Source organism: Microbacterium suwonense (assembly GCF_030296555.1).
Classification (GTDB): domain Bacteria; phylum Actinomycetota; class Actinomycetes; order Actinomycetales; family Microbacteriaceae; genus Microbacterium; species Microbacterium suwonense.
The window spans coordinates 1,447,808-1,461,504 of sequence record NZ_AP027728.1; the positions used below are offsets into that span (position 1 = coordinate 1,447,808).

General features: G+C 68.3%; 17 protein-coding genes. 10 read left to right on the forward strand and 7 right to left on the reverse strand.

Features of this window, described 5'->3' with window-relative positions; translation table 11 throughout:
- Positions 1-58: 58 nt before the first annotated feature.
- The 4 genes from QUE33_RS07315 to QUE33_RS07330 form a co-directional block, all read right to left on the reverse strand.
- On the reverse strand, positions 59-313 hold the full coding sequence (locus tag QUE33_RS07315) for a hypothetical protein (RefSeq protein ID WP_286302817.1): 255 nt from the start codon (positions 311-313) through the stop codon (positions 59-61).
- On the reverse strand, positions 310-1,314 hold the full coding sequence (locus QUE33_RS07320; protein ID WP_286302819.1) for a hypothetical protein: 1,005 nt from the start codon (positions 1,312-1,314) through the stop codon (positions 310-312). The genes QUE33_RS07315 and QUE33_RS07320 overlap by 4 nt, the downstream gene beginning before the upstream one ends.
- 9 nt (positions 1,315-1,323) lie before the next feature.
- Positions 1,324-1,845, reverse strand: a complete 522-nt coding sequence (locus QUE33_RS07325; RefSeq protein WP_286302821.1) for a DUF6264 family protein — start codon at positions 1,843-1,845, stop codon at positions 1,324-1,326.
- A gap of 72 nt (positions 1,846-1,917) precedes the next feature.
- Entirely contained in the window at positions 1,918-2,982 is a 1,065-nt protein-coding gene (locus tag QUE33_RS07330; RefSeq protein WP_286302822.1) for a 4-hydroxy-3-methylbut-2-enyl diphosphate reductase, read from the reverse strand.
- 144 nt (positions 2,983-3,126) lie between these two features.
- Between QUE33_RS07330 and xseA the strand changes: the two genes are divergently transcribed.
- From xseA to QUE33_RS07360, 6 genes are all read left to right on the forward strand, one after another.
- A complete protein-coding gene (xseA, locus tag QUE33_RS07335) occupies positions 3,127-4,404 on the forward strand; it encodes an exodeoxyribonuclease VII large subunit (RefSeq protein WP_286302823.1) in 1,278 nt (425 codons plus the stop codon).
- Between the two features lie 62 nt (positions 4,405-4,466).
- On the forward strand, positions 4,467-4,706 hold the full coding sequence (locus QUE33_RS07340) for an exodeoxyribonuclease VII small subunit (RefSeq protein ID WP_286302824.1): 240 nt from the start codon (positions 4,467-4,469) through the stop codon (positions 4,704-4,706).
- Positions 4,703-5,344, forward strand: a complete 642-nt coding sequence (locus QUE33_RS07345; RefSeq protein ID WP_286302825.1) for a DUF4245 family protein — start codon at positions 4,703-4,705, stop codon at positions 5,342-5,344. Before QUE33_RS07340 ends, QUE33_RS07345 begins: the two co-directional genes overlap by 4 nt.
- Entirely contained in the window at positions 5,341-6,012 is a 672-nt protein-coding gene (locus QUE33_RS07350) for a carbonic anhydrase (RefSeq protein WP_286302826.1), read from the forward strand. Before QUE33_RS07345 ends, QUE33_RS07350 begins: the two co-directional genes overlap by 4 nt.
- Positions 6,009-7,403: a class II fumarate hydratase gene (locus QUE33_RS07355; RefSeq protein ID WP_286302827.1), complete on the forward strand. Its 1,395-nt coding sequence runs from the start codon at positions 6,009-6,011 to the stop codon at positions 7,401-7,403. The genes QUE33_RS07350 and QUE33_RS07355 overlap by 4 nt, the downstream gene beginning before the upstream one ends.
- A 206-nt stretch (positions 7,404-7,609) precedes the next feature.
- Positions 7,610-8,446 (forward strand): endonuclease domain-containing protein, encoded by an 837-nt coding sequence (locus QUE33_RS07360; RefSeq protein ID WP_286302828.1) that lies wholly within the window; start codon positions 7,610-7,612, stop codon positions 8,444-8,446.
- A 142-nt stretch (positions 8,447-8,588) separates the two neighbouring features.
- Here QUE33_RS07360 and phoH2 read toward each other — a convergent pair whose 3' ends face one another.
- Complete coding sequence (phoH2, locus tag QUE33_RS07365; RefSeq protein ID WP_286303101.1) at positions 8,589-9,929, reverse strand: RNA 5'-3' helicase PhoH2; 1,341 nt, start codon at positions 9,927-9,929, stop codon at positions 8,589-8,591.
- Positions 9,930-10,129: 200 nt separating this feature from the next.
- Entirely contained in the window at positions 10,130-10,912 is a 783-nt protein-coding gene (locus QUE33_RS07370; protein WP_286302831.1) for an isoprenyl transferase, read from the reverse strand.
- Positions 10,913-11,044: 132 nt separating this feature from the next.
- Between QUE33_RS07370 and trhA the strand changes: the two genes are divergently transcribed.
- Both trhA and QUE33_RS07380 read left to right on the forward strand, forming a co-directional pair.
- A complete protein-coding gene (gene trhA, locus QUE33_RS07375) occupies positions 11,045-11,776 on the forward strand; it encodes a PAQR family membrane homeostasis protein TrhA (RefSeq protein WP_286302832.1) in 732 nt (243 codons plus the stop codon).
- A 74-nt stretch (positions 11,777-11,850) separates the two neighbouring features.
- Positions 11,851-12,324, forward strand: a complete 474-nt coding sequence (locus tag QUE33_RS07380; protein ID WP_286302834.1) for an S-ribosylhomocysteine lyase — start codon at positions 11,851-11,853, stop codon at positions 12,322-12,324.
- A gap of 14 nt (positions 12,325-12,338) precedes the next feature.
- Here the strand turns inward: QUE33_RS07380 and QUE33_RS07385 are convergent, their stop codons facing one another.
- Complete coding sequence (locus QUE33_RS07385; RefSeq protein ID WP_286302837.1) at positions 12,339-12,590, reverse strand: hypothetical protein; 252 nt, start codon at positions 12,588-12,590, stop codon at positions 12,339-12,341.
- Between the two features lie 74 nt (positions 12,591-12,664).
- Here QUE33_RS07385 and QUE33_RS07390 point away from each other — a divergent pair, with 74 nt between their 5' ends.
- Together QUE33_RS07390 and greA are read left to right on the forward strand one after the other, a co-directional pair.
- The gene (locus QUE33_RS07390) at positions 12,665-13,051 is read left to right on the forward strand and encodes a DUF4307 domain-containing protein (RefSeq protein ID WP_286302838.1); all 387 of its coding nucleotides are present in this window, start codon (positions 12,665-12,667) and stop codon (positions 13,049-13,051) included.
- A 123-nt stretch (positions 13,052-13,174) separates the two neighbouring features.
- Positions 13,175-13,663 carry a transcription elongation factor GreA gene (gene greA, locus QUE33_RS07395; protein ID WP_286302839.1) on the forward strand — a complete coding sequence of 163 codons (489 nt, stop codon included), beginning with the start codon at positions 13,175-13,177 and terminating at the stop codon, positions 13,661-13,663.
- Positions 13,664-13,697: the final 34 nt, after the last annotated feature.

Below are 13,697 nucleotides of genomic sequence, written 5' to 3' on the forward strand. Positions count from 1 at the left end.
GAGGCTCTGAGCCGAGCCGTGCCGTGACCCGAATCGAGTTCTGAGCCGAGCCGTGCGCTTAGCGCCGCAGCAGACGGATGGCGAGGATCGCGAGGTCGGCGAGCGCATCGATGACGAGCAGGATGCCGACGCCTCGCCCGAGCCGGGACCTGCCCCGCCCAAGTGCGACGCCGACGGAGAGCTCCCCGACGCTGAGAGCGGCGCCGAGCAGCGGACGTTTGCGCAGCAGCCGACTCCACCGTGCCACTGGACGGTCGCGGCGGGTGAGTGGGACGGTCTCGGTGATCCCCGCCATCACCACGTCGCCGATCACCGGCATCCATCCGCGGGGTGCGAAGCGCCGCGCCGCTCCCCGTCTTCCAGACCGGCATCGTTCAGCCCAGCGTCGACCAGTGCTGCCGGCACCCCGAAAGCGGCGACGAAAGCGCGCAGCCGCTCCGGCTCGCCGACGATCCCGCCGAGTGCTTCCGGCAGGCACGCCCTCAGCACCGCATCCGCGTCGATGGCATCGCCCAGGTCGAGCTCTGCCAGCTCATCCCGCGTGCCGTCGGCCTCGCTCAGCATCCGCCGGTAGAGCTCGGCACTCTCGGACACCCCGATCTGGTCGATCTCCAGCACCGGACGGGTGAGCCGCTCGGCATTCGGCCAGAACATCGCCGTCCGCCCGCGCGAACCGTCCACCTCGATCCAGGCATCGCCCTGCACAGGCACATTGACCTCGATGATCGGCCGGTCCGCCGAACTGCCCGAGATCGCCCCATGTGCACGGTCGGTGCGATAGCGATACACCGACCAGCCGGCATCCTCCAGATAGTCGACCGGAGTGGCCAGCAGCTGTGCGGTCACCCGGGCCGCCCACGGCCCGCGCCGGGAGAACTCCGCCACGTGCACCGGATCGGGTGCGAACAACGTGCCATCGTCCCGCTCCGACACCGCGAGCCCGATCAGATCGTCCGGCGCTTCGTCGAGCTGCTCGAACACCTCGCCGAACTCCTGCTCCAGCTCCGCGTCGACCTCGTCCAGCGCGTGGTCGGCGTACCCCAGGTGCAAGGTGAGCCCCGCGTCGGCGAACAGCGTCTGCAGGCCGACGGCGCTCAGATCGAAGCGAAGTCGCCCTTCGGCATCCAGAGCCACGACGTTCCCCTGCTCGGTGATCGGGAGCAGCACCGTCGTCGCCTCGCCGTCGAAGCCGCGGATCGCGGCGAGCACGCGCTCCCGGCGCAGAATGCGCTCGGCCCGCTCGCCGCAGTCGCCGCCGTCGCCGGAGTCGACGGAGGCGAAGGCGACCTGGAAGGCGATCTGCTCTGCTGACACCCCTTGAGGCTACCCGGCGGGCGGAGTCACCAGAATCTGGTTGAAGGCGGGGTCGCCCATCATCGGCACCGAGATGCAGATCGACACGGCGATCATCGTCACGACGAAGCCCACCAACGGTAGCCACCACGAGGATCGCCCGCGCTTGATCCTGTGCACCGACAGCCACAGCGTCAGCGCGTAGCCGGCGAACAGCACGATCAGCGCGATGACACCCCAGGTCCTCGCCGCGGCATAGTTCGAGAAGGATCCCTCAGCACCCAGCATCGTCAACGTCTGATCGAGCGTGGCCGACAGATCGAGGAACCCGGGTATCGACATGAGCACGTTCACGAGCCCGATACCCAGCAGCACGGCCGTGATCATGCGCCCCGCCCCGTTCGCCGGCCGCGCAGCGCGCACGGCTGCGCCGGGTGAGGGTGCGGCAGGAGCGGATGCCGACGGAGCCTGCTCCACGGGCGGAAGGCCCGCACGCAGCCGCTGCTCTTCCGGCGACGCGTATTCGCCGTACTGCGGCTGATCGACACTCATGCCATCAACGGTACCCGTCGTGCCTTGGTCGCGGCCGTGAAGCCGTGGTGCATCCGGGCACCATCCGGACTGTCAGCGGCTGGAGCGTCCGCCCAGGGCGCGCTCGTCGCGCTTGCCGCTGGCATCATGACGCAACTCCTTGGGCAGGGAGAACATCAGATCCTCCTCGGCCGTGCGCACCTCTTCGACGTCGCGATAGCCCGCCTCGCCGAGCGCCTCGAGCACCTCGCGCACGAGAACTTCGGGCACCGAGGCGCCGCTGGTGACGCCCACCGTGCGCACGCCGTCCAGCCAGTCCTGCTCCACCTCGTCGGCGTAGTCGACGCGGTAGGCGGCCTTCGCCCCGTACTCCAGCGCGACCTCGACCAGGCGCACGCTGTTCGAGGAGTTCGCCGATCCGACCACGATCACCAGGTCTGCCTCCTTGGCGACCTTCTTGATCGCAACCTGACGGTTCTGGGTTGCGTAGCAGATGTCATCCGACGGCGGATTGTGCAGCTCCGGGAATCGCGTGCGCAGGCGGTTCACGGTCTCCATCGTCTCGTCGACCGAGAGCGTAGTCTGCGACAGCCACACCACCTTCGAAGGATCCTTCACCTGCACGGTGTCGGCCTCTTCGGGCGAGTTCACGATCGTGACGCGGTCGGGCGCATGACCGGCCGTTCCCTCGACCTCTTCGTGCCCGTCGTGGCCGATCAGCAGGATCTCGTAGTCGTCGCGCGCGAAGCGCACGGCCTCACGATGCACCTTGGTCACCAGCGGGCAAGTCGCATCGATCGCATGCAGCTGACGATCGGATGCTGCCTGCACGACCATCGGCGAGACGCCGTGCGCGCTGAAGACGATGTGCGCCCCTTCGGGCACCTCATCGACCTCGTCGACGAAGATCGCGCCCTTCTGCTCGAGCTCGGTGACGACGTGGATGTTGTGCACGATCTGCTTGCGCACGTACACCGGCGAGCCGTAGCGCTCCAGCGCCTTCTCGACGGCCACGACCGCACGGTCGACACCGGCGCAGTACCCGCGCGGAGCCGCCAGCAGCACCCGCTTCGCGCCGTCCACGGGACGGTTCTCCAACGGCGCGGAACGGCGGGCTGGGCGCGGCGGCTCAGGGAGCCTGACGACGGTTGCACTCACACCTCGAGTCTACCGAGACTGCCTGTTCGAAGGCCGGGAGCCCCAATCCCGTTCATGTAGCGCAAGTTGCTGCGATTCCGCGCCAATCGGAGCCATTTGCGCTACACGAACGCAGCTGGGCGCTCGACTGAGCAGAATGGAGGGATGACCGCCTTCGAAGCATCCGCGATCCCGGGTGAGCCACCGCCGGCCGATTCCGTCGCCCCGCGCGATTCGACGGCCGATGCGCCCACCTCGGTCGCGCGGCTGAACGGCACAATCCGCGACTTCATCGCCCGGTGGAACACTGTGTGGGTGGAGGGCGAGATCACGTCCTGGAACCTGCGTGGCGGCAACGTGTTTGCACGCCTGAAGGACGTGCGCTCGGATGCGCAGATCTCGATCCGGGTGTGGTCGAGCGTGCGCGCGCGCATCCCCGCCGACCTCGCCGTCGGAGACCACGTCGTCGCGGCGGTGAAGGCCGACTACTTCGTCAAGGGCGGCGACTTCAGCTTCATCGTCTCGACGATGAAACACGTGGGCCTCGGCGACCAGCTGGAGAAGCTGGAGAAGCTGCGCGCGCAGCTGCGGCAGGAGGGCCTGTTCGAGTCCGCTCGCAAGAAGCCGCTGCCGTTCCTGCCGCGCCGCATCGGCCTGATCACGGGCGAGAGATCGGATGCCGAGAAGGACGTGCTGCGCAACGCCGAGCTGCGCTGGCCGCAGGTGCGCTTCCGCACCGAGTACGCCGCCGTGCAGGGGGATCGCTGCGTTCCGGAGACGCTGGTCGCTCTGCAGCGGCTGGATGCCGATCCCGAAGTCGATGTGATCATCATCGCCCGCGGCGGTGGCGACCCGCAGACGCTGCTCGGCTTCAGCGATGAGCGCCTGGTGCGGGCGGTCGCCGCGGCATCCACCCCCGTCGTCAGTGCCATCGGCCACGAGAACGACCACCCCCTGCTGGACGACGTCGCTGACCTGCGCGCGTCGACGCCGACGGATGCCGCAAAGCGGGTCGTCCCGGATGTCGGCGAGCAGCGCGCCCTGATCGCCCAGCTTCGGGCCCGCGCGACCTCGCGGCTGACGCAGCGCATCGCGCACGACATCAGCCAGCTCGAGCAGTTGCGCTCACGCCCGGTGCTGCGCACCCCCGACCCGATCATCGAAGACCGCGCGCACGAGATCTGGCTTCTGGCCTCCCGCGGCCGCGACACCCTCACCCGCCGTCTGGATGCCGCCGGCCGCACCACCGCCGAGCTGCGCGCCTCGCTGCGCGCCCTCTCCCCCGCGGCCACCCTGGCGCGCGGATACGCGATCGCACACCTCGACGACGGCCGCATCCTCAGCGATGCCGCCGACGCCCCGTCTGGCACGCCGATGACGGTCACGGTCGACCGGGGCTCGCTCCGCGCACGCTCGGAGGGACAGATCGCCGAAGCGGAGTGACGCGGCATCCGCAGCTTCGAGCCTCCGGAGCCCGCAGGTGACGGCTGCGACGCGCCGGTAGGATGGATGCTGTGACTGCGTCCAACGAGCTCCCTGTGGAGTCGCTGTCGTTCGAGGCCGCCCGCGACGAACTCGTGCGCGTGGTCGCCGAGCTCGAACAGGGCTCTCCCACCCTCGAGCACTCCCTGGCCCTCTGGGAGCGCGGCGAGGCGCTCGCGGCTCGCTGCGAGGAGTGGCTGCTGGGCGCGAAGCGCCGCCTCGAGGCCGCCCGCGATGCGGCATCCGCCGGAGAAGCCGAATGAGCCGCAAACCGGGGATCGTCGCAGAGCTCGGACGGCCCGAGACCCCGCAGGAGACCGCCGACCGCAAGGCGGAGTCCAGCCGTGTCTACCGGTCGAGTCAGAGCTTCAGGAACCTGATCGCCGCGCTGCTGGTCACCGTCGCCGTGGTCGCCGTCATCGTGCTGGCCGTCCCGCGCGGCGAGCCGACCACGACGCCACCGATCGACGTGGCGAAGATCGCCGCCGATGTCGCGTCGACCTCGGAGCGGCCAGTGATCGTGCCCGAGACCGGGGACTTCTGGCGTGTCAACGCGGCCAGGCTCGAAGGAGGCGCCACCCGGGTGTGGAGCGTGACGCTCGCACCCGCCGGCGAGAAGGAGCGCGGCTTCATCAAGCTGGGACAGGCCTTCGACGCCGATGTCACCTGGGCTCCGCAGGTCACCGGTGGCATGGCTCCCACCGGCACCGAGGACATCGACGGCATCACCTGGGACGTCTTCGACCTCGGTGATCGCGGCTCCGCCAACGTCACCTACGCGCTCGGCACCCAGGCCGGCCACGACTACGTGCTGATCTACGGATCCCGCTCCGCGGACTCGACGAAGAAGCTTGCTGAATCCCTGACCGCACAGTTGAGCGACCTGAAGGAGGCCGGATGACCACGACACTCACCCCTGTCGAGGCCTGGACGAAGTTGATCGAGGGGAACAGGCGATTCGTCGCCGGCGAGTCCCGTCATCCGAACCAGGACGCGCACCGCCGAGCCGAGATCGCGAACGGTCAGAATCCGTTCGCCACCTTCTTGGGCTGCTCCGACTCGCGCGTCGCCGCGGAGACCCTCTTCGACGTGGGCCTCGGCGACCTGTTCACCACACGCAACGCCGGCCAGATGGTGACGGACTCAGCCGTCGCGAGCATCGAGTTCGCTGTCGCGCTGCTCGACGTGCCGCTTCTGATCGTCCTCGCGCACGACTCGTGCGGTGCGGTCGGCGCAGCGGTGCGCGGAACGGCTATCGACGCCGACCCGATCCCGCCGAAGATCTGGAAGCTGATCGCACCGATCGTCCCGGCAGCACGCCGCGTGCTGAAGGCCTCCGGCGGCACCTCGGTCGATGACATCGACCCCGAAGAGGTCGGACGAGAGCACCTCCGCAGCACCATCCTGGGGTTGCTCGCCTCGTCCGAGATCATCAGCGACGCCGTTGCCGAGGGTCGCCTCGCCATCGTCGGCGCCAAGTACCGCTTGACCGATGGCAGCGCCGTCCCGATCGCCCAGGTCGGCCTCGCCGACTCTGACATCCCCTCTCTCGCAAAGGAGCAGAAGTGACTGAGTCCGAATTCCGCATCGAGCACGACACCATGGGTGAAGTGCGTGTTCCCGTGAACGCGCTGTACAGCGCGCAGACGCAGCGTGCCGTGGAGAACTTCCCGATCTCGGGAAGCGGCCTCGAGTCTGCGCAGATCGCGGCGCTCGCCCGTATCAAGAAGGCGGCGGCGCTCGCGAACAAGGAGCTCGGCACGCTCGACGGCGCCATCGCCGATGCGATCGCACAGGCCGCCGACGAGGTCGTCACCGGCAAGCACGACGGCGAGTTCCCGATCGATGTCTACCAGACCGGGTCGGGTACCTCATCGAACATGAACATGAACGAGGTGCTGGCGAACCTGGCATCCTCGATCCTCGGCTCCGCCGTGCACCCGAACGACCACGTCAACGCCTCGCAGTCGTCGAACGATGTGTTCCCCACGTCGGTGCACGTCGCCGTCACCCAGGCTCTGATCGACGACCTCATCCCCTCACTCGACCACCTCGCCGTCGCCTTCGAGGCCAAGGCCGAGGAGTGGAAGACCGTCGTCAAGTCCGGCCGTACGCACCTGATGGACGCCACCCCGGTCACGCTCGGCCAGGAGTTCGGCGGCTACGCCCGCCAGATGCGCCTCGGCATCGAGCGCGTGCAGGCGGCGCTCCCCCGCGTGGCTGAAGTCCCGCTCGGCGGCACCGCCGTGGGCACCGGCATCAACACGCCCCTCGGCTTCCCGCAGAAGGTCATCGCGCTGCTTGCCGCCGAGACCGAGCTGCCGGTCACCGAGGCGAAGGATCACTTCGAGGCTCAGGCCAACCGCGACGGCCTGGTCGAGGCATCCGGCGCGCTGCGCACCATCGCCGTCTCGCTGACGAAGATCAACAACGACCTGCGGTGGATGGGTTCGGGACCGAACACGGGTCTCGCCGAGATCCACCTGCCCGATCTCCAGCCGGGTTCGTCGATCATGCCAGGCAAGGTCAACCCGGTCATCCCGGAGGCCGTGCTGATGGTGTGCGCGCGCGTGATCGGCAACGACGCCACGATCGCCTGGGGCGGCGCCTCGGGTGCATTCGAGCTGAATGTCGCCATTCCCGTGATGGGCACGGCACTGCTGGAGTCGATCCGCCTACTCGCCAACGCGACGCGCGTGCTGGCGGACAAGACCGTCGACGGCCTGGTGGCCAACGTCGAGCGCGCGGCCGCGCTGGCGGGCATGAGCCCGTCGACCGTCACCCCGCTGAACAAGCTCATCGGCTACGAGGCCGCGGCGAAGATCGCCAAGCACGCCGTGGCGAAGGGCATCACCGTGCGCGATGCCGTGATCGAGCTCGGCTACGTGGAGCGCAGCGAGATCACCGAGGCCCAGCTGGACGAGAAGCTCGACCTGCTGAGCATGACCCACGCCGGCTGAGCACCGGCCCCGCGGCTGGTTGCTGGTTGCTGGTTGCACTTTGGGGGCCGACACGCCAGATGTCGGACGTTTTCCGCGAATCCGTCCGACATCTGGCGTGTCGGCCCCCGATTCGTATCTCTCCACAATCAGGTGCACCGGGTGAGTTGTCCACAGACGCCGGGTTTTCGAGGGTCACCACTCATCGGATGTCGGATGCTGGCGGCATGATCGATCCACAGTTGCTCATCGACCGGCTCGGCGGCGTCGCACCGGGAACCTCGTTGCAGGAGTTCGGTGTCAGCCGCATGCGGCTCACCAAATCGGTCCGCGCCGGCGACATCCAGCGGCTGCGCCCCGGGGTGTTCGCCACCAACGTCGCGCATCCTTCGGAACGTGAAGCCGCACTCCATGGGGGTCCGCTGACCTGCTCGTCGGCCCTTCAGCGACACGGCGTGTGGGTGATGGCTGGAGATGGACCGCCACATGTGTGGGTCGGTCGCCGCGGGCGCGCCCATCCTCACGCAGGATGCCGATGCATCAGCCACTATTTTCGCGGGGCGTCCACATTCGGCAAGGTCGACGTCGTGACGGCTCTCATTCACCTGCATCGCTGCGAGGGCGAGGAGTCGTTCTTCGCATCGATGGAGTCCGCGCTGCGGCTCCGGCTGATCTCCGACGCGTCACGCCGTCGCATCCGAGCCGCGCTCCCCCAGCATGCCCGTTGGCTCGTCGATCTGGCACGCACCGACGCCGACAGCGGACTGGAATCGCTTCTCCGACTGCGGATGCACCAACTCGGCATCCGTTTAGACACTCAGATCGTGATCGACGGAGTCGGCAGAGTGGACTTCGTCATCGGCGGGCGGCTGATCATCGAGGTCGACGGCAAAGAGAATCATGATGGCCGATCGAACCGGCACAAGGATCTTGCGCGCGATGCTGCAGCATCTGCTGCGGGGTACGAGACCCTGCGCTTCGACTACGCCCAGATCGTCTATGACTGGCCGGTGGTCCAGTCCGCGATACTCGCTGCCCTGACCCGCATGGCAGAGCGCGCGTAGCCCATCCCTCCCTCCATCCGGCTTCGACTCGGATGCGAAATGGGGGCCGACACGCCAGATGTCGGACAGATTCGCTGGAAACGTCCGCCATCTGGCGTGTCGGCCCGCAAAGTGCAACGTACGCGACCAGGAACGGATGCCGTCAGCTGAGCTCCTCGGCCTCCAGCAGCTCGGTGACCAGCGCCGCGATGGCGGAGCGCTCGGAGCGGGTGAGGGTGACGTGCCCGAACAGGTCGTGCCCCTTCAGGGTCTCGATCACGCTGGCCACACCGTCGTGGCGGCCGACCCGCAGGTTGTCGCGCTGACCGACGTCATGGGTGAGCACGACCCGGGAGTTCTGACCCATCCGGCTGAGTACCGTCAGGAGCACGTTTCGCTCCAGCGACTGAGCCTCATCGACGATCACGAAGGCGTCGTGCAGCGACCGTCCGCGGATGTGCGTGAGCGGCAGCACCTCCAGCATCCCCCGCTCCACGACCTCCTCCAGGACGTTGCCGGAGACGACCGAGCCGAGCGTGTCGAACACCGCCTGACCCCAGGGATTCATCTTCTCGCCCTGGTCGCCGGGCAGGTAGCCGAGCTCCTGCCCGCCCACGGCAAACAGCGGGCGGAACACGATGATCTTCTTCTGCTGCTGGCGCTCCAGCACCGCCTCCAGCCCCGCGCACAGCGCCAGGGCGGACTTTCCCGTGCCTGCACGTCCGCCGAGCGAGACGATGCCGACCTCGGGATCCATCAGCAGGTCGATGGCGATGCGCTGCTCGGCCGAGCGCCCGTGCAGTCCGAACACCTCGCGATCCCCCCGCACGAGCCGGTACTCGCCCTCGCCGGTGACGCGCCCGAGCGCGGATCCCCGCTCGGAGTGGATGATCAGGCCGGTGTTCACGGGCACCCCACGCACCTGATCGCTGAGTCCGACCTCGCTCTCGTAGAGGTCGCTCATCTCGTCGCCGGAGAGGTCGAGAGAGGCGATCCCGGTCCATCCCGAGTCGACCGCCTGCTCGGCGAGGTACTCCTCGGCGGCCAGCCCGAGGGAGGCGGCCTTCACCCGCATCGGCAGGTCCTTGGAGACGATGGTGACGGCCTGACCGTCCTGCGCCAGCTGCGCGGCCGTCGCCAGGATGCGGCTGTCGTTGTCGCTGAGCCGGATACCTGCGGGCAGCACCGACAGATCGGCGGCTCCGAGCTCGACCCGCAGCGTGCCGCCGTCGCCGACCTCGACCGGGAAGTCGAGCCGCCCGTGCTCTATGCGCAGATCGTCGAGATGCCGCAGCGCTCGACGCGCGAAGTAGCCGAGTTCGGGGTCGTGCCGCTTGGCCTCGAGCTCCGTGATCACGACGACCGGAAGCACGATGGAGTGCTCGGCGAAGCGGAAAAGCGCCTGCGGGTCGCTGAGCAGCACCGAGGTGTCGAGCACATATGTGCGAAGAGCCGTGTCATCTTTCGACACGGCTCGGGTTCCGACGATCTTGCGGGTGGACAGCTGCGAGGTGCGAGTGGTCACGATCGATCCCCCGATCCGGGTTTTCCCGGCTCTGTGGCGAGTCGACCAGGGGCCACGAGTCGCGATCCGGAAGGCCGACCCGATCGGGCACGGTGCCCGATGTCTGTACCGTACGTCGCCGGATCAAGGGGGCCGGATGCGACACGCTGACGCGCGGGTTACGCCGCCGTGAACATCTGTCAGCGCCCGAAGCGGCGGTCGCGGTCGGCGTAGTCGCGGATCGCACGCAGGAAGTCGACCTGGCGCAGATCGGGGCCGAGCGCCTCGACGAAGTAGAACTCGCTGTGCGCGCTCTGCCAGAGCAGGAAGTCGCTCAGCCGCTGCTCGCCGCTGGTGCGGATGACCAGATCGGGGTCGGGCTGCCCGCCGGTGTACAGGTGCTCGCCGATCATCTCGGGGGTCAGCTGGGCCGCGAGGTCTTCCATGGTGCCGCCGGAGGCGTTGTGCTGGCCGATGATGCTGCGCACCGCATCGACGATCTCATTGCGTCCGCCGTAGCCGACGGCCAGGTTCACGTGCAGACCCGTGTGGTCGCGGGTGCGCTCCTGGGCCTCTTCGAGCACTCGTGACAGCTCCGCTGGGAGGATGTCGGACCGCCCGACGTGCTGCACGCACCAGCTACCGTGCTGCGACAGCGTGTCGGCCAGTTCAGCGATGATCTCGATGAGGTCGTCGATCTCTTTGGAGTCGCGCTTGTGCAGGTTGTCGGCGGACAGCAGGTACAGCGAGACCACGCTGACCCCGAGCTCGTCGCACCAGCCGAGGAACTCGCGCATCTTCGCGGCGCCGGCGCGATGCCCGTCGGCCGCGGAGTCGTAGCCGAGCTGGCGCGCCCAGCGGCGGTTGCCGTCGATCATCATGGCGACATGGTGCGGAACGGATGCCGGGTCGATCCGGCGTCGCAGGCGGTTGCCGTACAGCCGGTAGAGGGGTCCTCGCCCTGAGCTCTCGCGTGCACTCACGTCCCTACGCTACCGCCAAGGATCGGATGCCGACGGCGCAGGGCACGCGATGCGAGAACCGCACGAGCGTCGGGCACCGCGTCGCCGGGACATGTGCTGCTCGCGGAATGCGGGCGCGCCTAGAGTGGGGACGTGAGCACTCCAGCCGACGAAGGCCTCGAAGTCCCTCAGCTGCCGCTGCTCGACGCTGCAGCGAAGGATGCCGACGTCGAGATCAAGCCGAGCTGGCGAGGGTGGATCCATGCCGGCACGTTCCCGGTCGCGATCGTCACCGGCATCGTGCTGATCGCGCTGGCGCACGGAGCGCCGGCGAAATGGGCAGCCGCCGTCTTCATGGCCAGCTCGCTGCTGCTGTTCGGCAACTCCGCGCTGTATCACCGCTTCACCTGGAGCCCCAAGGTGAAGGGCGTCCTCAAGCGCATCGACCACGCCAACATCCTGCTGCTGATCGCCGGCACCTACACACCGATCGCAACGCTCGCGCTGGCGCCGCAGAAGGGCGCGCTGCTGCTGTTCCTGGTGTGGGGCGGGGCGATCCTCGGCATCCTGTTCCGCGTCTTCTGGATCAACGCGCCGCGCTGGCTGTACGTCGCGCTGTATCTCGTGCTCGGCTGGGCGGCGGTGATGTACATGGTCGACCTGGCGGTCGCGAACGTGGCGATGATGGTGCTGGTGTGCGTCGGCGGCGTGCTCTACACCGCCGGGGCCGTCGTGTACGCGATGAAGAAGCCGAATCCCTGGCCGGGGCACTTCGGATTCCACGAGATCTTCCATGTGTGCACCGTGCTGGCCTTCCTGTGCCACTGGACGGCGTGCCTGCTCATCTCGCTGGCCCCCCACGCGCCCTCGCTCGGGCTCGCCTGACATCCGCCGTCATCCCCCGCCGTGCGTGCAGGCGCGCGTGGCATCCTGGCAGCAGAACGATCTGGAGGACCATCATGGCCGACGTGGAGAGCTTCACCCTCGATCACACCGCCGTCATCGCGCCCTATGTGCGTCTGATCGGCGTCGAGCACGGTCCGAAGGGCGACGCGATCTCGAACTTCGACGTGCGCTTCGTGCAGCCCAATGAGGGCGAGATCCCCACTGCGGGGCTGCACACCATCGAGCACACCCTGGCGAGCGTGCTGCGCGACCACATCGACGGCGTGATCGACATCTCGCCGTTCGGATGCCGCACCGGCTTCCACCTGATCATGTGGGGCGAGCCCGCGGTCGCCGACGTGGTGGCGGCCGTGCGCGCGGGACTGGAGTTCATCGCGGGCCCAGCCGAATGGAGCGATGTGCCCGGCGTCTCGGCCGTCGAATGCGGCAACTACCGCGACCACAGTCTGCACAGCGCCAAGGAGTGGGCGAAGCGCATCCTCGCGCAGGGCATCAGCCTCGACGCGTTCTCCCGCGTCGGCGTCTGAGCCGCCGGACGACGTCAGTCCGTCCCGCCGGCACCAGGGGTGCCGTCCTCGGCATCCGTTCCGGCCTGCTCGGCATCCAGCTCGGCGCGCACCTCGTCGCGATACCGCACCCGGCGGATGCGGCGATTCATGTCCCAGATCAGCAGGATCACGGCGACGACCACCACGATCACGGCGGCGAAACCGGCGAAACCCGGGGTCACCAGCTCGGGCGGAACGGTCGAGGTCGGCGTCGGCATCGGGGTGTTCTCGCCGAACAGGATCATGAGTCCGCCTTTCCTCCTCAGGTCGCATAACCTGGGAGTACCAGCCTATCCGCCGACAGAGAGCCAGGAGACCCGTGACCACCGCCCGCGAGCTCGATGAGCGCTACGGTCGCACCGGTCGCCGCCGCCTGCCCTGGATCATCGCGGGCGTGCTCACCGCCGCCGTGGTGGTGGCGTTCGGCTGGATGATCGTGGTCAGCGAGATGAGCACCGTCACCGCAGACGACGTGGGCTTCACCGTCACGGATGAGCACAGCGTGGATCTGCGCTTCCAGTACACGGCTCCACGGGGATCCGACGTCACCTGCGTGGTGCAGGCGCTGGACGCGGAGTTCGGCGTGGTGGGCTGGAAGATCGTCGATATCCCGGCCGCAGAAGCGCACACCTCCGCCTTCGATGTGACCATCCCGACGGTCGCTGCGGCGACCACCGGTTTGGTGAAGTCCTGCTGGGTCGCTTAGACTCGATCGCAAGAGACCTGCGCCCTGGCCTACGCCGGGGCGTTTTGGCATATCCCCCGGGCCGCAGATGACGGTCCGGCATCCTCCCAGCCCCTGAAGGGGCCCGCATCGAAGGAGCACGCTGTGTCCACAGACGCTCAGGTACCTTTCCTCACGCAGGAGGCCTACGATCGGCTCGTCGACGAGCTCGAACAGCTCTCCACTGTCGGCCGCGACGAGATCGCGGCCCGCATCGAGGCCGCTCGCGAAGAGGGCGACCTCAAGGAGAACGGCGGGTATCACGCCGCGAAGGACGAGCAGGGCAAACAGGAGGCGCGCATCCGCACGCTGCAGCAGCTTCTGAAGACCGCGAAGGTCGGCGAGGCGCCCACCAGCCGCGGCATCGTCGAGCCCGGCACGGTCGTCACGGCGATCGTCGCCGGCGACGAAGAGGTGTTCCTGCTCGGAAGCCGTGAGATCGCCGCAGACGGCGACCTGGACGTCTACAGCGAGGCGAGCCCGCTCGGCCAGGCCATCCTCGGCCTGAAGGTCGGCGAGAAGACGAGCTACGAGGCCCCCAACGGTCGCGCGATCTCGGTCGAGGTCACCGGCGTGGAGACCTACACCGGCTGACCGTCGCAGACGCAGCCGAAGGCTCGAGCAGCGC